Annotated in this window: 15 protein-coding genes; 10 read left to right on the top strand and 5 right to left on the bottom strand. The window is 58.2% G+C overall.

Annotation, left to right across the window (positions count from 1 at the left end; genetic code table 11):
- Positions 1-21: 21 nt before the first annotated feature.
- On the top strand, positions 22-666 hold the full coding sequence (locus K227x_RS09600) for a peroxiredoxin-like family protein (RefSeq protein ID WP_145169305.1): 645 nt from the start codon (positions 22-24) through the stop codon (positions 664-666).
- Positions 667-1690: 1024 nt separating this feature from the next.
- On the opposite strand, the gene K227x_RS09595 is transcribed toward K227x_RS09600, so the two are convergent.
- On the bottom strand, positions 1691-2887 hold the full coding sequence (locus tag K227x_RS09595; RefSeq protein WP_145177576.1) for an LptF/LptG family permease: 1197 nt from the start codon (positions 2885-2887) through the stop codon (positions 1691-1693).
- Positions 2888-3213: 326 nt separating this feature from the next.
- Here K227x_RS09595 and K227x_RS09590 point away from each other — a divergent pair, with 326 nt between their 5' ends.
- From K227x_RS09590 to K227x_RS09570, 5 genes are all read left to right on the top strand, one after another.
- Positions 3214-4308: a lysylphosphatidylglycerol synthase transmembrane domain-containing protein gene (locus K227x_RS09590; protein ID WP_145169304.1), complete on the top strand. Its 1095-nt coding sequence runs from the start codon at positions 3214-3216 to the stop codon at positions 4306-4308.
- A gap of 145 nt (positions 4309-4453) precedes the next feature.
- Entirely contained in the window at positions 4454-5518 is a 1065-nt protein-coding gene (locus tag K227x_RS09585; RefSeq protein WP_145169303.1) for an AAA family ATPase, read from the top strand.
- Entirely contained in the window at positions 5508-6389 is an 882-nt protein-coding gene (locus tag K227x_RS09580) for a DUF58 domain-containing protein (RefSeq protein WP_145177573.1), read from the top strand. The genes K227x_RS09585 and K227x_RS09580 overlap by 11 nt, the downstream gene beginning before the upstream one ends.
- A gap of 65 nt (positions 6390-6454) precedes the next feature.
- Positions 6455-8929: a BatA domain-containing protein gene (locus K227x_RS09575; RefSeq protein WP_145169302.1), complete on the top strand. Its 2475-nt coding sequence runs from the start codon at positions 6455-6457 to the stop codon at positions 8927-8929.
- Positions 8926-11703, top strand: coding sequence for a vWA domain-containing protein (locus K227x_RS09570; protein ID WP_246146701.1), 2778 nt, complete (start codon positions 8926-8928; stop codon positions 11701-11703). The genes K227x_RS09575 and K227x_RS09570 overlap by 4 nt, the downstream gene beginning before the upstream one ends.
- 525 nt (positions 11704-12228) lie before the next feature.
- Here the strand turns inward: K227x_RS09570 and K227x_RS09565 are convergent.
- The gene (locus K227x_RS09565) at positions 12229-13938 is read right to left on the bottom strand and encodes an arylsulfatase (RefSeq protein ID WP_145169301.1); all 1710 of its coding nucleotides are present in this window, start codon (positions 13936-13938) and stop codon (positions 12229-12231) included.
- 51 nt (positions 13939-13989) lie between these two features.
- Here K227x_RS09565 and K227x_RS09560 point away from each other — a divergent pair, with 51 nt between their 5' ends.
- On the top strand, positions 13990-15651 hold the full coding sequence (locus K227x_RS09560; RefSeq protein ID WP_246146700.1) for a CehA/McbA family metallohydrolase domain-containing protein: 1662 nt from the start codon (positions 13990-13992) through the stop codon (positions 15649-15651).
- A gap of 229 nt (positions 15652-15880) precedes the next feature.
- Here the strand turns inward: K227x_RS09560 and pgsW are convergent, their stop codons facing one another.
- From pgsW to pgsB, 3 genes are read right to left on the bottom strand one after another with little or no spacing between them, the layout of a single operon-like run.
- The gene (gene pgsW, locus K227x_RS09555) at positions 15881-17038 is read right to left on the bottom strand and encodes a poly-gamma-glutamate system protein (RefSeq protein WP_145169300.1); all 1158 of its coding nucleotides are present in this window, start codon (positions 17036-17038) and stop codon (positions 15881-15883) included.
- A gap of 16 nt (positions 17039-17054) precedes the next feature.
- Positions 17055-17531, bottom strand: a complete 477-nt coding sequence (gene pgsC / locus K227x_RS09550; protein ID WP_145169299.1) for a poly-gamma-glutamate biosynthesis protein PgsC — start codon at positions 17529-17531, stop codon at positions 17055-17057.
- Position 17532: 1 nt separating this feature from the next.
- Positions 17533-18981, bottom strand: a complete 1449-nt coding sequence (gene pgsB, locus K227x_RS09545) for a poly-gamma-glutamate synthase PgsB (RefSeq protein WP_246146699.1) — start codon at positions 18979-18981, stop codon at positions 17533-17535.
- A gap of 653 nt (positions 18982-19634) precedes the next feature.
- On the opposite strand from pgsB, the gene K227x_RS09540 reads away from it, so the two are divergent.
- From K227x_RS09540 to K227x_RS09530, 3 genes are read left to right on the top strand one after another with little or no spacing between them, the layout of a single operon-like run.
- On the top strand, positions 19635-20519 hold the full coding sequence (locus tag K227x_RS09540; protein WP_145169298.1) for an alpha/beta fold hydrolase: 885 nt from the start codon (positions 19635-19637) through the stop codon (positions 20517-20519).
- Positions 20512-21381, top strand: coding sequence for a triphosphoribosyl-dephospho-CoA synthase (locus K227x_RS09535; RefSeq protein ID WP_218933886.1), 870 nt, complete (start codon positions 20512-20514; stop codon positions 21379-21381). Before K227x_RS09540 ends, K227x_RS09535 begins: the two co-directional genes overlap by 8 nt.
- A 34-nt stretch (positions 21382-21415) precedes the next feature.
- A complete protein-coding gene (locus K227x_RS09530; protein ID WP_145169296.1) occupies positions 21416-21922 on the top strand; it encodes a 6-pyruvoyl trahydropterin synthase family protein in 507 nt (168 codons plus the stop codon).
- Positions 21923-21924: the final 2 nt, after the last annotated feature.

The following is a 21924-nucleotide window of genomic DNA, read 5'->3' as shown; positions in this document are numbered from 1 at the left end:
AAACAATATCGGAGAGTTCCCGTGACAAGCCTTCAACAGCAAACCCAGGCCCAGATCGAAAAGACGCGGCAAGCCAAACCTGAATTCATGGATCGGATCGATGAATTGATGGTTCAAGCAACGCAATTCAAACAAGGCGGCCAAGCAATCGCAGTCGGGCAGCGTGCACCTGATTTCGAACTGCCCAATTCCAACGGAGATCCGACGAAGTTATCCGGACTGCTGCGGCGAGGGCCAGTGGTGTTGATGTTCTATCGCGGCGGATGGTGCCCCTATTGCAACCTGCAATTGCGCGCGATGCAAACGCGGCTGTCCGAGATCCATGCACTCGGTGCCGAGCTGGTGGCGATCAGCCCCCAAGTTCCCGAACAGTCTTTAAGCATGATTGAAAAAGCCGAACTGGAATTCCCTGTCTTGTCCGACCAGGATGCTCGCGTGGCCGCACAGTTTGGCGTTGCATGGCAGGTGCCCGAACTGATCCTGGATCATATGCGAAAAGACCGTGGCCTTGATCTGGCACAAATCAACAACGGCAACGCTGCGGTGCTGCCCATTCCGGCAACTTTCGTGCTTTCCGCCGACGGCGTGGTGATCTGGCGATACGTCAACGTCGACTATCGAAGTCGCGCCGAACCCGACGACGTGATCATGGCTCTGAAAAACTAGAACGAAGCACTAGCCGCCTGTTGATGTAGTGAGCCGTTTAGGCGAACGCTGTGAAGCATTCATTCCCCATGCTAGGGGCGTTTTTTCGTAGCGGAACTCGTCAAGAGTTTCGGCCTCGGATGTGAGATCACCGAAAGTCTTGACGACTTCCGCTACGAAATGCTTCGCAGCGCTAGCGTTTAGGCGCTAGCCTCGGTTTCGTCACCCAAGAACCGCGGGCTAGTGTTCTGTTGATTTGGTCGAACATCCAACGGCAATGGTGAGCCGCTGGCCTTGATGCCACGGGCAACAGCGCAACGCGGGATTCCCGACCGCTCACGACAACGTCCGGCGAAGGTCGCGGAGCGGCGAAGGTCGGGCCCCCTCACCCCAACCCTCTCCCCCACGTTGAACGCGAGCGGAACTCGCGTTCAACGCGGGGGAGAGGGGGCAAAATGAGAGGGGAAAAAAAGAGGTGGGGCGACACTGCGGTTGTTTTTTTGCCCCCTCTCCCCCTGGATATTCGAAGTGGAGCTTCGATGATCCAGGGGGAGAGGGATGGGGTGAGGGGGCGAAATGAGAGGGGGAAAAATGAGGTGGGACGACACTGCGGTTGGTTTTTTTGCCCCCTCTCCCCCTGGATCATCGAAGTGCAGCTTCGATGATCCAGGGGGAGAGGGATGGGGTGAGGGGGCGAAATGAGAGGGGAAAAAAAGAGGTGGGGCGACACTGCGGTTGGTTGTTTTTTTGCCCCCTCTCCCCCTGGATGATCGAAGTGGAGCTTCGATTATCCAGGGGGAGAGGGTTGGGGTGAGGGGGCGGTGGTAACGCTGAATCCGTGGGGCTCGCCCACACCGCAGCATGCTCTCGCCTCTCCGAGGCTGCCGTAAGCCGGACGTTTTCTCACGCATCGCGGCTCACGAAATCCGTTGGCCGCTGGCGGCCAATTCCCGATCGGGGTGGCGTGATGGCCGACGATTCCGGCGACATTCTTTCACAATCGGTGACCAGGTCGACAAGCAAGATCGTCAGCGGGTCGGATCGATCAATACCGGCGGACTCGGGCGATCAATCCCATCCCGATCATCGCCAGGATTCCGTTGCCCAACCAAACCCCATAGGGCGGAACGGTGCCGTCTTTGGCCTGTTCCAATCCAAAGATGAATAGCGGGTAGTAGACGATCAACGTGGGCAGAAAGCACAGTCCAAACGTGGTCCAGTAGTCACTGGTCTTGGCGATCATGGCGAGCGGTGCTCCCACGACGACAAAGAAAAAGCAACTGAATCCCCACGCCCATCGTCGCCATGGTTCGGTCTGCAGTCGGACCAACCGCCGTTTGCTGCGAGAGAGCGAATGGGTCAGCGATTGGCCTTCGCCACCGGCGATTTCTTCGGTTCGCGACGCCAGGATCGAAAAACCAGTGTGGGCGGCCATCTTGCCGACGGTCTCGTGCGATCGGCTGTCCTGGCGAATCCGTTCACTGCTGATCAGCCGCAACGGCAGTTCACTTGGACTCTGGTCGCTGATGTCTTTCTTGCTCATCGCGTCGGACAGCGGAATCCGAAACTCATTCTCGCCGGGCACCAGCGACTGGAACGAACTGCCGCCTTGGAACTGGCTGTCGACAACCTTCAACAGCAGCATCTCGGACTCGGGATCCAGACTCAATTCGCCCGTGGTGGCCGTCAAAATCATCGGCCCTGAATTGCCGCTGTTGTGAACGGTGACCCGCGGTCGCACCAACGTCCGTCCGTCGACTTCGCGGACACTGATCGAAAACCCCTGCTCGGATGTGTATGAATGCTCGGATTCCAAGACGCGATAGGCGATGTCCACGATCGATAGCATCACCACTCGGTTCACGCCCGGCCGCCCCCAAGAAACCGCTAAGTCGGAGACATAGACGGCAACGGGGCTAAGCAAAGCAGCAAAAATGAACGCGGGCTGCAACAGTTTCAGCGGCGAAATCCCCGACGACTTGACGGTCGCCACTTCGCCATCGGCCGCCATCCGTCCATAGACACAGCAGACCGAAAACAGTGCGGTTGCCGGAAATGCAAACTGCAACGAGATGGGCAAAACGAACGGCAGCAGCTGGACCACCGCCATGATCCCCAAACCACGACGAATCAATTCTCGCCCTACGCCGATCAGCAGGATCAACATCGTCAGCGCGATCAAAGAAACGAAGAATATCTTCAGAATCTCCAGCAGCACGTAACGTGTCAGACGAGTGGGCACGGCAGGCAAAGAGGGCTGTGAGTGTCGACGGAACCAAAAGAAGTCATCCAGAATCCGACCTGTATCAAACCGACGGGGGTCGACGGTAGGCCGAAAAAATCGCTCCGGTCCGCTTCATGGTCGTTTAGCCGTGTGCCCATCCAGGCGGCGCGTTTCAACTTTTGTGCAAACCACCCCAAGGGCCGGGAACGCGGCAAAAGGGACTCGGACACGTTTTTCCCGCAAGATTCTTAGCGCGGTAGCGGCGGCGGTGGGAATCCGCGAACGACACTTTTTGTTCGGTTGGCCGCTTGGATGCCGTTTCGTCGACAACTATCCTTTTCACGATGCATCCCACCGCCAAAACCGCTCTCGTCGTGCTCGCCAAGTTTGCCTTCCCGGCGGCAATCATTGGATTTTTGATCTGGAGGATCGAACCAGAACAGTGGGAACAGCTATCGTCCCAACCCAAGAACTACGGTTTGCTGGCTGCGGCCCTGGTCGTATCGCTGGCCGCGATGATGCTGTCCTTCGTTCGCTGGTGTGTGCTGGTTCGCTGCCAGGGGATCGAATTGTCGATGTTGGAAGCGTTCCGGCTGGGATCGATCGGATTCTTGCTTTCGTTCGTATCCGCCGGTTCGGTGGGCGGCGATGTATTCAAAGCCGTTTTTCTGGCCAAACGACGTCCCGGCAAGCGAATTGCTGCGGTGGCTTCGGTGTTCGTCGACCGCGGTGCTGGACTGTACGGGCTGCTGTTGTTGGTCGCTGCGGGGTTGATGGTTTCGGCGCCACCGGCTTCCGTGGATTCGGCACTGGACATGGACAAGATCAAAACCGCGACAGCCGTATTGATCGTTGTCGGATCGACGGTCTTAGCGATCCTGGTGATGGGTGGCCGCGGGGTGGATCGGCTGATCGGCTGGGGCAGTGATTTGCCGCTGATCGGCGGCATCATTCGGACCGTGGGCCCGCCGCTGCGAATGTTTCACGCTCATCCGTTTGCGTTTGGTTCATCGATTTTGATGAGCATCGGTGTGCAGGGATTGTTGGTGATCAGCATGTACTTGGTCGCACGCGGGATGTATCCCGATCCGCCGACGTTGGCCGAACACTTCGTGATCGTCCCGATCGGCATGTTGGCGTCGGCGTTGCCGATCACCCCGGCCGGGATCGGGGTATTAGAATTTGTGACCGAAACGCTGTACCGCAGCGTCCCGGCCGTCCCCACCGAAGCCTCGGGAACGCTGGTCGCGTTGGTCTTTGAAATCGTCAAAGTGGTGATGGCGATCATCGGAACGGTGTTCTATTGGACCGCCGGCGCCGAGGTGCATGAGAGCCTCGAGGAAGCAGAGGGCGACCAGGATCTGGAATCGGACGTTTTACCAGACGATGGCCCCCCGACCGGCGAGGGCCCAAACAGCGTCGTCAATGATCGAATCTGACCAGCGATGCGGTTGCGATGCCGCCCCCGGCCTGGATTGCTGGTATCCTTTGCTTGGGTTTGGCAGGGTCGTAGAATGTATCGGCCGATGCCTGGGCGTCCCTGATCCCACCCTCAACGATTGATTCAACAGCGAAAGAGAATGCATGTCGCATGATGCTGCGGGAAACGTAGATGTTCTCAGCGAGGCCGACGCCAGCCGTCTGCACGAAGCTCGAAAACGGATTCTGGACCAACTGGGCAAGGTCATTGTTGGCCAGGAACATGTCATTGACGAGATCCTGATCTGCCTGTTCAGCCGCGGCCACGTGATGCTTGAAGGCGTTCCGGGACTGGCCAAGACGCTGATGATCAGCACGCTGGCCAAAACGCTGGACCTTTCATTCAGCCGCATTCAGTTCACTCCTGACCTGATGCCGGCCGACGTGACGGGTACCGAGATCATCGAAGAGGATCGCGCGACCGGCCACCGCGAATTCCGTTTCATGCAGGGCCCGTTGTTCGCCAATGTTGTCTTGGCGGACGAAATCAACCGCACACCGCCCAAGACTCAGGCAGCGTTGCTAGAAGCGATGCAGGAACGGCAGGTGACGGTCGGTCGCAACCGACACGAACTGGGCAATCCGTTTTTTGTGCTGGCGACACAAAACCCGATCGAACAGGAGGGCACTTACCCGCTGCCCGAAGCCCAGCAAGACCGGTTCATGTTCAAGGTGTTTGTCGAATACCCAAGCTTTGACGAAGAATTCGAGGTCGCTCGCCGAACCACCGGCACCCAAACATCGGTCGTCGAACCGGTTTTGACCGCGGAAGAAATCCTGCGTCTGCAGCAACTCGTTCGCCAAGTTCCGATCAGCGATCATGTCGTGCGTTACGTGCTATCGCTGGTCCGCCAAACGCGGGTCGGCAGCGAAGGCGTTCCTGACTTTGTGAACGAATTGGTCGGCTGGGGTGCCGGACCTCGCGCGGTTCAGTTCCTGATTTTGGGTGGCAAAGCCCGGGCGTTGCTGAAAGGCCGATTCCACGTCCAGGTCGAAGACATCCAAGCACTCGCCAATGCCGTCCTTCGCCACCGCATGGTTGTCAACTTTGCGGCCGAAAGCGACGGAATCACTAGCGACGATGTGATCCAACGGATCATCGCAGCCACGCCAACGACCGAAGACGAGCTTTCACGCGATGCCCGATTCCAGAAGATATTTGCGTCCTGAGGTAACTGGGCGAATACGTCGACTGGAGTTGACGGCTCGCCGCGTGGTCGAAGGCTTTTTGTCGGGGATGCACCGCAGCCCGTACTTTGGTCAATCGATCGAATTCCTACAGCACCGCAACTACACCGCCGGTGACGAGATTCGTCACATCGATTGGAAGGTGTACGCGCGCCAAGACAAACTGCATATCAAACAGTACGAAGAGGAAACCAATCTTCGACTGACGTTGTTGGTCGACCGCAGTGCATCGATGGCCTACGGCGAAGGAGAATCGAACAAGTTCGATTATTCCGCGTCGATCGCCGCATCGCTTGCCTATCTGGCGCTTCGTCAAAAAGACGCCTGTGGGTTGTTCACCTTCGATACCGAAGTCCGTGCATCGGTTCCGGCCAAAAGCAACCAACAGCAACTGACGCGGATCCTGACGATGCTGGACAGCGTCGGTGCCGACGGCCGAACCGATCTAACACGGGTCGCCAAGCAGATCGCCCAGGGGATTCCCAAACGCGGTGTCGTCGTGGTCGTCTCGGATCTGTTGGGGGTCGACAACCTTCGCGCCGGACTGCAAGTGCTGCGTCGTCGCGGTCACGACGTGGTGCTATTCCACGTGCTGCACGACGACGAACTGGACTTTGAATTCAGCGGGTCCACACGATTCGAAGGACTCGAAGGCGACGACTTTCTAAACTGCAACCCACGCGCTCTTCGCGACGGTTATTTAGAAGCCCTGAACCAGTTCCTGGACCAGACCAAGAAAGCGTGCGGTCGGCTGTCGATTGATTACGTCCAGGTGCGGACCAGCGAACCACTGGATGCCGTGCTGGCCAAATTCCTAGCGGCAAGAAACTCGCTGCCCAAACTGAAAAAATAGCCCGCACGACGGCACGTCACGCCCGCATACATCATCCCCAGTCACCTGTCACCTGAAAACGACTCTTGTTCCTTTACCCAGCCCTGACGATCGGATTTCTGTTTGTCGCGGTGCCATTGTTGGTCCATCTGATCAACATGCTTCGGCATCGCAAGCAAGCCTGGGCCGCCATGGACTTTTTGCTGGCCAGTTATCGCAAGCAAAAAAAGTGGATCCGGCTTCGTCAACTGTTGCTGCTGCTCTCTCGCTTGGCAGTCGCCGCATTGTTGATCGCGATGTTGTGCGGTTGGACAGGCGGCAAAGGAACCTTTGGCGTTCTGGGTGGTACGACGACTCATCACGTGGTGGTGCTGGATGACAGCTACTCGATGGCCGACTCTAGTATCGGGTCCGGCACACCACTGGTATCCGCCGACAACGGCGCGTCGGCCTATCAGCGTTCGCTAGGAGCGCTGCAGGATCTAACACGACGCTTGGCGTCGGATGATGGCGTGCATCAGTTGACGGTCATCCGTGCCAGTCGGGCTGCGATGACCACCCGCGGTGGGCGCGAATCAGCCGACGCCGCAGCCGACCTATCCGTTCAAACCGTCACCGGTGACGCCCGCCTGATCAACCGCGTGATGGCGACTGAAGCGTCCCCGATTCGAACGGATTTGGTACCGGCCTTGGATCAAGTCACCGAGTTGATCAATGCGACACCGGCCGACGCAAAGTACTTGTATGTCGCCAGCGATTTCCGGCAACGCGATTGGGGATCCGCCGAACGTCTGGCCCAATCGATGCGGAAACTCGACAACGACGTCAGCGTTCGGATGATCGATTGCGCCGCACCGCCCGGCCCCAACTTGGCGATCACCGATGTTTCGCCAGCACGTGATGTCTGGGTCGCGGGTGTTCCGGTTGTTATCCGAGTCACGGTTCGAAACTACTCGTCTGCGGTGGCCAAGAACGTCACGTTGTCGAGCCGCGTGATCCGATATTCGCAGGACGTCATCGCCGCCGATCCGACACGTTCGTTCAGCGGCGAAGTCGAATCGCTTCCCACGATGGTGATTGAACAACTGGCCGCAGGCGAAGAAGCGACCAAAAGTTTCCAAGTGTTCGTGACACAAACCGGGACGCATGCGATCGAAGTCTCGCTTCCCGATGACTCACTTGCGATCGACAATGTCCGAACTTGCACGCTGCCGCTGTCTGATGCCGAAAAGGTGCTGGTGATCGATGGTGACATCGATGGACGGGGTGCCTATCACATCGCATCCGTCTTGGATCCCGGCAGCCAGGTTCGAATCGGCGCCGTCCCCGACGTGCAGCCACCGTCGTTCCTACGCTCGGCCACTGCAGAATCTCTTGCGGCCTATCGTGCGATCTATCTGGTCGACGTTCCCGAGATTGGCGAAAACGCGGCCGACGCGATTTCCAAATACGTTCGCCGGGGTGGTGGGTTGGCTTGGTTCATCGGCCCACAAGCCAGTAGCGAATCGTACAACCGATCACTGATGGCCCAAGACCGCCATCTGCTGCCCGCTGAATTGATGCCAGCGATTCCGCTGCCACCGCCGACCGATAACCAGCCCGATATTGGGCTCGGTGAATCCGCATCTCTGTTGCTAGCGCCACTGCAGTCAGTGGGCGAGAGTGCATTTTCGTTGGTGCGGCTAACCCAATCTTGGCAGCTGCGAAAACCTGCGTTGGGCGAAGATCCGTTGCCGGATCAACCGCGCGTGCGGACGGTGCTGACACGGCGAGATGGATTGCCTTGGGTGACCCAGCACGATGTCGGACGCGGTCGTGTCATCACAGTTTTGTCGGGACTCGACGGTGGCTGGTCCAACTGGCCTGGGGATCCAACCTTTGTCGTGTTCCTACTGCAGTCCAACGCGTTGCTGTGGAGCGGTGCGGCGCCACCCACCCAGCGGATGGTCGACGACCCGATCGATCAAATCCGTTCATCCCGCGATTACGCAGCGAAGGCGACCTACCTACCGGCCAGTCTTTCGCCGCCGCGAATTCCGATCGAGATCGCTGCGACACCGGACGACGAATCGAATCAAACCGATGATGGTCCCGACAACGCGATGGCACTGGGCGACGACCCGAGGCTTCATTTTGTGATCGCGCCGAACGAAATGGTGATCGAAGGGCAGGGTGAAGTCGACGAAGTGCTGCGTCCCGGCATTTCCGAATGGGTGTTCAATCGCACCGACGGCCGCGGCGAAGTGTTGCCCGTTGCATCAGTCATCCAAGTCGGCGAAGGCGACTTGGACCGCGCCGACAAAGCCGACATTACTCAACAATTGCTGCCCACCGAAGTCACGTTTGTCAGCAGCAGTGCCTGGAGCGAACAGAACCGCACCGCCGGCAGTTCGACACTGATGCTGTTGTTGTTAGGACTGTTGGCACTGTTCTTGGCCGCCGAACAGGCACTGGCATATTGGGCCAGCTATCACGCCAAGCCAACCACTCAATCGGCCAGTCACCGCCACCGCCCGACACCACCATCGAATCAACCATCCGCCGCGGGAGGACAAGCATGAACGAGTCCGCTTCAACGCCGATGGCAAATGACACACGTCAAATCATTTACGAATTCGCTCGCGCCGCGACTCTAGAAGGTTGGTGGGTCTGGGCATTGCTGGTCGCGTCAATCGCTGCGGCGATGTGGATCTGCATTCGCTACTATCGCCGCGACGTCGCTGAACTTTCCCCTTCGCTGCGGTGGGGATTGATCGCTCTTCGGATCGGCACTCTGGCGGCACTCGTGTTCTTTTTCTTTGATCTCCAGCGGCGGGCTCAGCGATTGGTCACTCGGCCCAGCGAGGTCGTGGTGCTGGTCGACACCAGTCAAAGCATGTCTTTGCCATCGGGTTCATCAGCGACATCGGTGGGTACCCAAAACCGGTCCCAGCGGGTCCAACAATTGCTTGGCGATACCGATTTATTGGACGATCTGTCGTCCGAACACCGCGTCAGTGTGTATGGATTCGGTGGTGATTCAGAACCGCGTCTGTTGGAATCGATCGGATCCGTCAGCGACGGCCAAAAACCGACCACGGACACGGCCGATCGATCCGGCCCATCCACTTTCGCTCATCTGGGCATCGCGTTGATCAGCCTTGGCATTGTCTTGGCGGTGCTTTCGCTATTGATCGGCGCCGCCGGTCGTGGCACGTTCGTCGGCCCCTGGATTCTGGCCAGCGCCGCAACCTTGATACCGGGAATTGTGATCTTAGGCGCGGCCTACTGCGTCGATACCGAGCGATCGTTGGCAGAAATCGTCGGCGTCGCTGGACAGGAATCCGAATCGTCCGAGGTGCTGCCCGACGACCAACCGGAAACACCAGAGCCGATTCGCGTCACGGATTGGAACGAAGCGATTGCCGCCGCGGATGCGGAAAGCCGGATCGGCGACGCTGTTCGCGGCGTGTTGACCGATCATGATCCGGCGACACTTGCCGGAATCATCCTGTTCACCGACGGCCAAAGCAACGGTGGCAGCGATCCCGGCGCAGCAATCGCATCAGCAAGACGCAGCGAAGTCGCGGTCTATCCGATTGGCCTGGGCAGCAGCGATGCCCCCACCAATATCCGCGTCGTCGATTTGGATGCACCGCGTCGTGTTTACCCGGGCGACAAGTTTGCCATCACAGCGGTCTTGCAGGCCAGCGGATCCAAGCCACTGGAAATCGAAGTGCAACTATTGGACGGGCTAGATAGTCCCGCCGACGACAGCCAAAATCGCGGTGCCGATGGCAAGATTTCGCCGCCTGGCGATGTCGTGCAGTCGCAAAAAGTAAAAGTCAACAACGACGGCACACTGACCGGCATTCGATTCGAACTGGAACCGGAATCGGTTGGCCGGCGACGATTGGCCGTGCGAGTCGTGGCGCCAACCGAGGACCGTAATGATCGCGACGATATCCGAGACGCGCGTTACGAAGTCGTCGCACGGAAACTCAAGGTATTAGCGATCGCAGGTGGCCCGACCCGCGAGTATCGGTTTGTCCGAAACCTGCTGCACCGCGACAAATCCATTGAACTGGACGCTTGGCTGCAAACCGGTCAAACCGGGATGAGCCAAGATGCCAACCGGTTACTGATGTCGTTCCCCCAGACGGCCGAAGAACTTTTCCAGTACGATGCGATCGCCATGTTCGACCCGGACTGGACCGCGATCCAGCCCGAACAACTGGACCTGCTGGACCGCTGGCTGAGCCAACAAGCCGGCGGCATGGTGTTGGTCGCTGGCCCGGTCTATCACCCACTTTGGATCCGCCGCCAAACCGATCCACGCGTCTCGCGAATCCGCGGTTTCTTTCCGGTCAATCTATCCACCCAATCGCCTCTGCTTTCTGGTGGACGCCAAGGCGGGCAAACACCGTGGCCGCCACAGTTCACCCCCGAGGCTCGTCGAGCCGAGTTTTTCTGGATCGCGGAAACGCCGGAATCCAGTTTCGAAGTGTGGGACGATTTCGATGGCGTGTACGACTACGTCGATGCCAAAAGCGCCAAACCGGGTGCCAAGGTCTACAGCTATTTCAGCGACCCGACCACTGAGATTGCCGGTTCATTGCCGATCTATCAAGCGTCCCAATTTTACGGCGCCGGCCGAATCTATTTCCAAGGTAGCGGCGAGATGTGGCGATTGCGTGGTGAAAGCGACGCCTATTTCGACAGCTACTACACCAAACTGATCCGATGGGTCAGCGAAGGGCGTTTGCTGCGTGACAGCAACCGCGGGATCCTGTTGATCGATTCGTCGCGTGCGATGGTCGGGGACACGATCACAGTCCGCGCGGTGTTGTCGGACGAACAGTTCGAACCGTTGGATGTCCCCGAAGTTCAAGCCAAGCTGCTGGCCCCCAGCGGACGCATCGATGACTTGCGACTGCTGCCGCTCAAGGGTGAACCTCGCGCCGGAACGTACGGCGGCCGGTTCGTCGTCCGGGAAGCGGGCAGCTATGAAATTCGGTTGACCCTCGGCGATGCTTTGGACGAACAGGTTCTACGGCAAAGCGTTCAAGTACGGCTGCCCACGATCGAACTGGAACGCCCGCGTCGCAACGATGCCGAACTGACTCAGTTCGCATCCACGACGGGCGGCGTTTTCTTGCCGATGAATGACGACACCAGCGACGAATCGATCCGTGCCGAACTGATCGGATCGATTCGGCCGCAACCACAAACCACAATCCTGCCCGGCACCCCCGACGTTGACTTTGGTGAACGTCGCAATGTCGTGCTGATGTGGCTGATCGCGACGATGCTGACAATGGAATGGGTCACGCGTCGATTGCACCGCCTGGCCTAAACCAGCCAAGCTCGGGCAATGGGATTCGCCAGCATTCCCTGCTGGCAAGCAGATAGCCAGGAAGTCGTTCGGTTGAATAGCAGTTTTGCCCCTAGCGGCCCGTTGATTGAGTGAGCCGTGATCGCGTAAGCGGCCGGGCATCCCCCGTTGCCCGTGCCCTCACGGCCAATGCCACCTACTTTACCACCGCGAAAGGGGTGCTTTGTTAGCGCCCGCGGCGCGAGCCCTCCGGTCATTGGCGGCACCTGACCGGACGGAACTTAAGGGTTGTGGCACGAGCGTCCAGTTCAGCCGCGGAGCGGCGGCAGCTATTTGCCGTGTGGCCCGCCCCACGGTTAGCGATGACTGATGAAATCTTGATCTTCTCGGCCGGGCCGCCGGAGGGCGCCCGGCCAAGAAAATCATTGGTCGATGCCATATCCGGTGGCCATATCCGGTGGCCAAATGCCGGTGGCCGAGGCCACCGGCATGATGCTTTCGCCTCTCCGAGGCTGTCGTAAGCTGGACGCGTCCGTCCAAACATTGTCAGTGTTTCTTCGCCGCACCTGGACGATTCGGAGTTAGCGGCAACACGTTGGCGCGTTCCGCGTAGGCTTGCCACTTGGCCGCCAGCGTTTTGACCAACTCGGGCTTCTGCTCGCTGAGATCATTCTGTTCGCTGCGATCGGTCGCGATGTCGTAAAGTTCCCACTTTCCTTTGGCTCCCTTGGCAACCAATTTATCATCGCCAACTCGGATCGCTCGGTTGCCTTCGTGTTCCCAATAGATGGCATCGCGATCAATCGTCTTTCCTGCGAAGGTCGGCACAAGGCTTTTGCCTTCCATTGGCTTGATTGCGTTGCCGCCATGAAAAGTTTTGGGATAGGTCGCCCCGGAAACATCGATCGCGGTCGCCATCAAATCGATCAGGTGGCCGGGGGTTGAATCCCATTGACCGGCACGTTTGATTTGATCCGGCCAGTGGGCGATCAGCGGAGTCGCGATGCCGCCTTCGTGGACGAAGTGTTTGTATTCGCGAAACGGGGTGTTGGACACGGTCGCCCAAGCCTCGCCATATCCGATCGCCGTATCGGCGGGTCCCGCCATCGCTCCCTTGCCGGTTCGCATGGGGTAACCATCTCGCGATTGCTTGGGCGTCATGTGCGGCTGTAGATAGTCGTCCGACAACGGGGTCATCGATGGCGGCTGGATTCGCGCCGATCCAACACCGCCCCGGCCATAGCCTTCTGCACAGCCCCCGTTGTCCTGCAGAAAACAGATCAGCGTATTGTCGAACTGACCGGTCCCTTTGAGCGCGTCGACGATGCGTCCGACGCCTTGGTCCATGCTGTCGATCATCGCTGCATAGACTTCCATGTTTCGTTTGTCCCACTGCCAGAACATATCTGGTTTGGCGCGATCCGAGATTGGAAAGTTGACGGTATTCGATTCACGAATCAGGCCAAGCGATAGCATCCGAGCATACCGAGCGTCACGAATCGCGTCGTAACCGGCGTCATATTTCCCGGTGTGTTTGGCGATATCCTTTTCCAATGCGTGCATCGGCCAATGCGCTGCGGTGAACGCGACATACAGAAAGAACGGTTGATCGCCATGGGATTGATGGTGATCGTGCACATACTTGACCGCATGGTCGGCGATTGCATCGGTGTAATAAAAGGTTCCGTTGGCCATTTGATCGGGCGTGTACAACGGATCGGCAAACGGCGAAATGTATTCGTTGTCTCGGGTTAACGTATTCGGATCGAAGAAGCTTCCGGCACCATGAATGGTCCCATAGAACCGATCAAAACCGCGTTGGCGAGGCCAGTTGGCTTTGTCGGCATCCGACTTGGGGTCAATTCTGCTGGTCACATGCCACTTGCCGGACATGTAGGTTCGGTACCCGGCCGGTTTCAACGCTTCGGCGATCGTCACGCAGTTGCGATTCAATTCGCCGCGATAGCCATCCAATCCGCGATCATCCATCATGTGGCCAATACCCGCTTGATGCGGATACAACCCGGTCAACATACTTGCCCGCGTGGGACAACAACGGCCTGTGTTGTAAAACTGTGTGTAGCGGATCCCATCGTGGGCCAACGAATCCAGATGAGGCGTTGGGATCTCGCTGCCGTAGCACCCGATGTCCGAAAACCCCATATCGTCTGACAAGACATAGACGATATTGGGTCGATTGGCCGCGTAGATTCCCGTGGTCACAAGCCAAAACAACAGGATGACTGAATGTCGCATCGAAGGTCCTTCACTCGAGGTAATTGGGTCAATCAAGGATACACCGCGGTGATGGCGAGTGTAGTTTTCAAGCCTGAACAAGTCGCCGCCGAGGACGAAAGTTGCAAGTTCGTTGCCAACCCCCGATTGGCTCCGACCGCCGCCGGACAACCGAACCAGCATCACCGCGGGCTGGCCATCCTTATCGGCCTGGCTGCGACGCTTTCGATGGGCACCATGATGGCCCAGCCATGCCAGGCCGCCGGTGGCGTCCTGAACTTGACCGTTCACGACGAAGAAACGGGCGATCCGACCATCACCCGGGTCGAAATCTTTCGGTTGGAACAACCCGACAAACCGATGAAGATTCGAAAGTCGGTGCCGGCCGGGATGGGTGTGGTGCTGGACCGATCGTTGGAACTTTCGCTGCCCGACGGCGGCTACCAGTTCCGAATGATTCGCGGCCCCGAGTATCGGATCATCACAGGAAACTTTTCACTCGAAAAAGCCAGCCTGGACGAACACAACGTCGATCTGCCACGCATGGTCAACATGCGATCCAAGGGATGGACCAGCGGGGATGCCTGCGTCACGGCATCCCCCAATAGCCTGCCGCTTCGGATGGTTTCCGAAGACCTGCACCTAGCCGCCGTGATGGGCCACGTCGACGCCAAGCCGATCCCCCGCCGCGATCGCGATGACCCACCCATCATCGATCCCATGTGGATTCGCGACGATGTTGCCACGCACGATGGTTTGGCGTTTTATGGCCTGGATCCCAATCAGCACCCGCCGTCTGAATCCATCCCCAGCCAGTGGATCGCTGCGACGTCGGACCAATCCGATGTACAGATCGCGATCGAGAACCCTTTCGCCTGGGCGCTACCGATCTGGCTAGCCAGCGAACGAATCGATGGATTCTTTGTGCTGGGGGACTGGCTTCGTCTGGATCGAAAGGTCTTGTCCGTTCGCAGCGGGCAGCAAACGCAAAGCCTGGTCAAAGGCACGCACCATGCGGTGGGACGTTGGGCCGAACAGATCTATTGGAAACTACTAGACGCCGGGTTTCGGATCGCTCCGCTTGCCGGCAGCGGTGACGATTCGGGTCTGTCACCGATTGGTTACAACCGGCTATATGTTGCCGAACCGTTGGAATCGTACAACGAAGACGCTGAACTGGAAGCAAACCCGGTCCAAAGCGAAACGAATTGGTGGCGGTCCGCATGGGCTGGGCAAAGCGTCGCCACCAACGGTCCGATGCTGCGTCCGGTCTTGGCTGGCAAGATTCCCGGGCATGTCTTTCACGCCACCACCGGCGAAGCTTTGGAGATGCATCCCGAAGTGCGGTTGGCGACGCGAGATCCGGTCGACTATTTGGAGGTGATCCAGAATGGCCAGGTCCATTATAAGGCCAGGCTGGATGAGTTTGCGAAAGCCGGCGGCATCATTCCTCCACTGCTGATCAAAGAAAGCAGCTGGGTCATGATGCGAGTGGTCACACTGCATGACGACCATTATCGCATCGCAACCAGCGCCCCCTGGTACATCGATTTTGATGGACATCGCCGGGTCACCACCGACGCGGTGCTGTTCTTTCAAAAGTGGCAAAGCGATTACGAGGAAAGACTCAAACGCCTGCCACCGACCGAGTTGGCAAAGCACATTCCCTACGTGAAAGCGGCTCGAGAATTCTGGAATCAGCGGTTATCGCTTCAGGTCGCCAGCCAGCCCTAGGTTGGCACGAGGTCAACGCTGCACCTGCCCCCGTAGCGAATGTCGCCAAGACTTTCGGCTTACGCGCGGTTTGGCGGCTGGCGACACATTGACGGCCCGCCAAATCGATTGGTGGGGGAGGGGAAGGCCGAAAGACTTACGCTCGCGTTTGCGACGGACAACGGGATGGGACGGACGCCGTTTGGCGGTTGGGGCTTGAGGCTTGAGGCTTGAGGCTTGAGGCTTGGGATTAGACCATCCACTGGGGTTGGTGTTCTTCGGCTGACCACCATTTTTGTCGTTGGATCCATGCGACCCAGCGGCGTGGTGGCCGCACTGCCAGGCTGGTCACCATCAATACGACTAGAATCCCCGTCGCTGCCCATAACCTGCGGTACTCGGACGCTTGATACACATTCGCTTCGCCGACGTTCGGGCGAACGTCTGGCTGGACCGCTAAACCATAGCGATTAGCGAGCGAGACCGCTTCGATCATGTTGATCACCGGGATGTCGCGTTTCAAAAACCTTGTGGCGACGCTATCGATTTCCGATGACAACGCAGTCAGTTGGGTCGGCAAGATCACTCCGCTGCCCAACGCATCGTTCCCCTTCGTTCCACCGACGGACGCCGACCCGCCACCGACATTGATATAGGCAACCACCGGCCGCCCATTTTCGGAGCGATCGAACATCGCCATTCGTTGATCGATGGAATCAGCCACCGATTCACATTCCAACAGCACGCCTCGATTTCGTTGCACCGAATCGACCAACAAGGAACGTGTGTCGTCGGTCATACCGACTGCTGCGTCGCGGAAACCTCCTAGCGAAGTTGCCAAGGACCTCTGCCCGATCAGGCCTTCGTCGAACAGTATTCGTTCCATATCAGGCCACATCATTTCTGGATGGTTGGCACCAAACTGGCTGGACGCTGCACTACTGACCAGAGCGACGTCCAGGTCCATACTGCGAGCAGCTTGAAGCACAGCGATGTTCAAAGCCGGAAAACTTCCCGTCATCCCGATCGCCACACGATCGCCGGGATCGACGCCCGCATCATGAAACAACCGAACGGCGACCGCAGCAAAGTTGGGATTGATGGATGTCTGTTTGGCGTCCAGATGTCCGGGCAGCGTCGTCACCAACGACATCGATGGGCCCAACATCCCGGTTTGCGTCGGATCTTGGCTGGACAGCATTCGATGTCCCAATTCACTGCGATGATGGCGGATCGCAGCGAAGGATGCGTCCGTCTGCGTGGCCGCTTCAATCATCTGTTGACGCAGCGCCGTCGGTGTCTCGTTGCGACACCACTGAACGACGGCCAGCACTGCCAGTGTCGTCATCGCAATCGAGACAAAGGCGGTGTCCGAAATTTTCTGTGAACGATAGTAAAGCGATTTCATGATCGAATTTCCGTTGTTAGAACGACTGCATGCCCAGAACAATCAGCGTCAGGTGGACCAACCCCGATGCCGCAAACAGAGGCGAGAGTGTTTGCAGGATGCTGGTTCGGTCGATCCACAAAGCGACCAGACCGGGGATCACAAATCCCACCACCGTCACGCCCGCCATCGATCCGGATGTCGTCGCTTCGGGGCCGCTACCAGAGATCGACCAAGCCAACGCCATCCGCATCCCTTCGCCGACCGCGAATCCGATCAACATGGTCAGAACCACACGGCGGCGACCAAACACGATTGCGTGTCGACTGACCGCACGGACGATCCCCCACGTTGCCACGGCCGCAGCAATCGTCAACACGACCGTCATCGGTTGTGCAAAATGCAGCGCCAAGTATCCCGGCACGATCATTCCGCCAACACTTAACCCAAAGGCCTCGGTGAACAGCAGACTGACAATCAGACCCAACCCGATAGAAACAGCAACCCATTCCATTTCAAACAGCTCCTGATAGCTCGTGGACCGGCAATGACGTTCGTGACGGCGTGGTCCGTATTGCCGACGCGTTTGGAACAGAGGGAAGCGACGCAGCAGTCGTTTCGTTCGTGGGTTGGATCCGTTGAAAGATCACTTCGACGGGGTACGCCGTTTCCGCGGGCACCACGGGATCGGCCAACCGACGGGACACCTCGGGCAACCGCGTGGGTGTCCAGGCGTTGCCGTCGTCGCCACACACGGCCACGCTGTTCTGTTCGAAGAAACGTTCCAAGCGGAACCCTGGCCCCGCCACATTTCCGATCCCCATCACCATCACGGACGGTTCGGTCAATGTGGCGTGATCGGCAATCGCATTGGCAATTTCTTCGCTGGTCGCGTCGCCCAGCAACGATAGTTTTTCTGCGGCGACACCGTTGGCGAAAGCCGCTCGGACAAACATTTCTGTCCCTGTCCCAATCACGATGATCTGATCGGCTGGTAACCATGCCCCCACCGCCTGTCCCATGATCGTCGATCGATCGGGACGATCTTCTCGGCAATTCATCACCAGGACTCGGCGAGAGGTGCCTGGAAATCGGTCGAACGCGGACGCCCACAGTCCCTCGGTCGATTCGGGATCGTTGGCTGCAAAACCATTCACAAAGTGCCACTGGGAATTTTGCCCCAACGCCAAACAGTGGACTCGCATGGCGCCCGGGTCTGGGGATGCAGCCCACATGCCAAGCAACGCGGACTCGCGATCAACCCCGGCGGCCTGGCATACTTGCAAAGCCAACGCGACGTTTTCGGCATGTTCCATGTACGAAAACTTTGCCAAAATTTCGGGCGTCACTTGATCCGAATCCCGCTGGTCAATCCGCACCATCCGGCTGCCGCGATCCGACGCGGCCATCTGCATCACGCTTAACGAATCCGCACGGGATTCCGCCGTAAAAAGAGTGCCGCCAACGGGAGTGGTTCCCGCCAATGCTCTGGCCACATCCAAGCGAGTCGGTCCCATCACATCCAGGTGGTCGGCGCGAGCGTTCGTGATGACTCCTAAAGTGGACTGCACCAATTTCAATTCGCACACCGTTTGCAACAGCGGCTGCAGTGCCATGCATTCAATCACCAAGGCTTCCGCCCCAGAATTCACGGCCGCACGGACCACACGTTTCTGTTCGATCACATTGGCCCTGGCGGGTCGAAAAATGGGCATCTCTGTACCGTCCGGGAAAATCATCCGGGCCAATGTGCCTGTCGTTTTGGCGCAAGTCCGGACTCCGCCGCTGCGAAGCCCCGCTGCGATCAACCGAGCGACGGAAGATTTCCCCCGCGTCCCGTTGACATGAATGCGGATAGGAATCTGGTGAAGCCGCCGACGGTAGAGCCAAGCTTCCAACAGAAACCCCAACGATGCGGTGACGGCCATAGCGGTCAGCGCAGCAAATGCAGTGAAAAAGCTCACCAAACGAACCTTCTGATTGGTTGAATCGAACTCGAGCGAGAACCTAAAACCGCAGCCATCGTTTTGGCATAGCGATACCGCCCCCGACGACGCCATCGTTTCGCTGTTGGCACAGTGCCAGCAGAAATCGAAGGAGAACAAATCTGGACAGGGGAGGGATCGCTGAGGTCCCGAACGGACTGCAGCTGTATCGAAATGGGCCGTATCGAACGGGGGCCGTGCCCTAGTACTCCGTATCAGCTTAGTTTTCGTGCAAACGCCGTAGCGGAAGTCGTCAAGACTTTCGTAGATCACGGCGAGGCCGAAACTCTTGACGAGTTCCGCTACCCGAAAACCAAGGTGCAGCGAAGTACTAGGGCGCCGCTAGATGTCGAAACAGTCCGAATGGATACGAAGGACCGGTGAGCGCAGAATGCAACATCATGGATGTCTCCTGATGGGTGGATGGAAGGGGGGCCCATCGAACCGCGGAGAGAAAAGAAAAGGAGAAAAGATTGCCAGGATTCCTGCCAACGAACCCAAGCTACGAAATTCCGTGCTTTCGGGTAAAGACGAATCACGCCCAAAAGTGGTTACAATTCGCAGTTCCCAGCCCAGAACATTCCGTGTCCTACCGGTTTCAAAATCCGGCTCAATTGGCGAAACTCTTGCTCATGAAACAGATTGCGTCGGAACGATTGCCCTATTCATCTGCCGAGTTCAACGTCGGCGGCCATACGCTGCGCTATTTGGACGAGGGAACTGGCGATCAAGTGATCCTTTGTGTCCACGGCAATCCGACGTGGAGCTTCTATTGGCGGAAGATTGTCGAGCAGTTTTCAAACCGATTCCGCGTGATCACGGTCGACCATATTGGCTGTGGTCGCAGCGATAAACCGGCGGCAGGCGATTTTGGATACACCTTGGCCGACCACCGGGACAACCTGATTGCCCTGATCGACCATTTGGATCTTCAAAACGTGACACTACTGGCTCACGACTGGGGCGGTGCGATCGGACTATCGTCGCTAGTGGCACGGCGAGATCGATTCAATCGCATCATGCTGCTCAATACGGCGGCGTTCCCGCCCCCCTACCTGCCAAGGCGGATCGCCGCTTGTCGGATCCCTGTGGTGGGTCCCGCTGCCGTCCAGGGCCTCAATGCGTTTGCCAAGGCAGCCATCACCATGGCGATGGACCGCAACCGCATGGATCCCGACGTCGCCGCTGGATTGCTGGCTCCCTACGACAGCTGGAAAAATCGGGTCGCGATCAACGCGTTCGTCCAGGACATCCCGATGAACCGGAGCCACCCCACCTATCAAACGTTGGCCGATCTAGAGGCCGCGCTGCCCAGTCTTGCGGATCTGCCTTCGCTGCTGGTCTGGGGGATGAAAGATTGGTGCTTCCGCCCAGAGTGTCTGAGGCGTTTTCAGTCGGTTTGGCCCTCTGCCACGTCGGTGGAAATCGCGGACGCCGGCCACTACGTGATCGAGGATGCGCCGGACGAGACCCTGCAAGCGATTGAATCATTCCTGGCTAACAGCACTGATGCCTGACACGCTGAATCTGCTTCGAAGTCACGTGGGCAATCCTGCCGATGCCATCCGCTGGGCATGCCTGCTGGAAGCAACCGCGCCCAAAGCCGGCAATGTCTATCCGGGCAAGTCGTTTCACGATTTGACGTATCAAGATTTCCAAGTGGCAGCCGAAACCTGCGCCATAGAATTGTCGCCCCCGTCGATCCCCATCACACAGCGGATGAAAGACGCCGCGATCGAAACCAAGCGTGCGACCCATACGAACGTGAATCTGGGAATCATCCTGCTGTTGGGCCCCATCGTCGCTGCGGACGAAGCCAACCACCGGTCGCTGCATTGCCCAGCGGACTGGTGTAACGAGATCGCAAAAGTGATCCGCACTTTCGACGCGGCCGATGGCCAGAATATCTATGCCGCTATCGGCGCGGCGTCTGCCGGCGGACTAGGCGAAGTCGATTCGATGGACGTTCGACACGATCACGAGTCGATCGATATCGTCAGTGCAATGGATTCGGCAAAGCAGCGTGACCGTATCGCACGACAGTATGCGACCGGATTTCGCGATCTCATAGAAAACGTCGTGCCAGTCGTTGCCGATCAGATTCGGAAATCTGGTGACGTCATCAGCGGCATCGCACGGGCCCATGTACGGATTCTTTCCGAGGCCCCCGACACCCTGATCGCTCGCAAATGTGGACCAACCGTTGCCCAAGAAGTGCAGCGAAGCGCCGCCACCGTCGACGTCGACAATGCCGAAGACATGTTGGCATTGGACACCTACCTACGATCCGATGACCACCGATTGAATCCGGGAACGACCGCCGACTTGATTGCAGCCAGCATGTATCTGTTGTTGCGGACGGACGCGGGCACGTTTTAGACAGTACGCTTCCCCACCCACGAAAATCGAAACCATGAACCAGGCAACCTATCGCGTCGATGTAACGAAAGAACAGTTCGTTTTCTCGGCAGCACACTTCATCACGTTTGCAGGTGACATTTGCGAACGACTGCATGGTCACAACTATGGCGTTCGCGCTTCGGTCGAAGGCCCCTTGGACGCCAACCGATATGTCGTGGACTTCATCGCTTTGCGTGATGCCGTGCTGAAGCAAACGCAGTTATTGGATCACCACGTGGTGCTGCCTAGCGATCACGCTGAAATCAAAATCACAAGCGACGAAAAAGAAACCACAGCCACCTTCGGTGACCGACGATGGGTGTTCCCAAACGAAGACTGTGTCATCCTGCCGGTCACCAACACCACGGCCGAAGAAATGGCTCGCGTGATCGCGGAACGAGTTCGCGAGCAGACCCGCGAACAGTTCGGCGACGCGATCCACTGGATCGAAGTCGGCGTCGATGAAAACCATGGTCAGTGGGGAGTTTGCCGACTACCGTGGTCCGACACACCGGCCTAAAC

It is taken from the genome of Rubripirellula lacrimiformis (assembly GCF_007741535.1).
GTDB classification, from domain to species: domain Bacteria; phylum Planctomycetota; class Planctomycetia; order Pirellulales; family Pirellulaceae; genus Rubripirellula; species Rubripirellula lacrimiformis.
The sequence above is the reverse complement of the archived record's forward strand: the minus strand, read 5'-3'. Positions and strand labels throughout refer to the sequence as shown.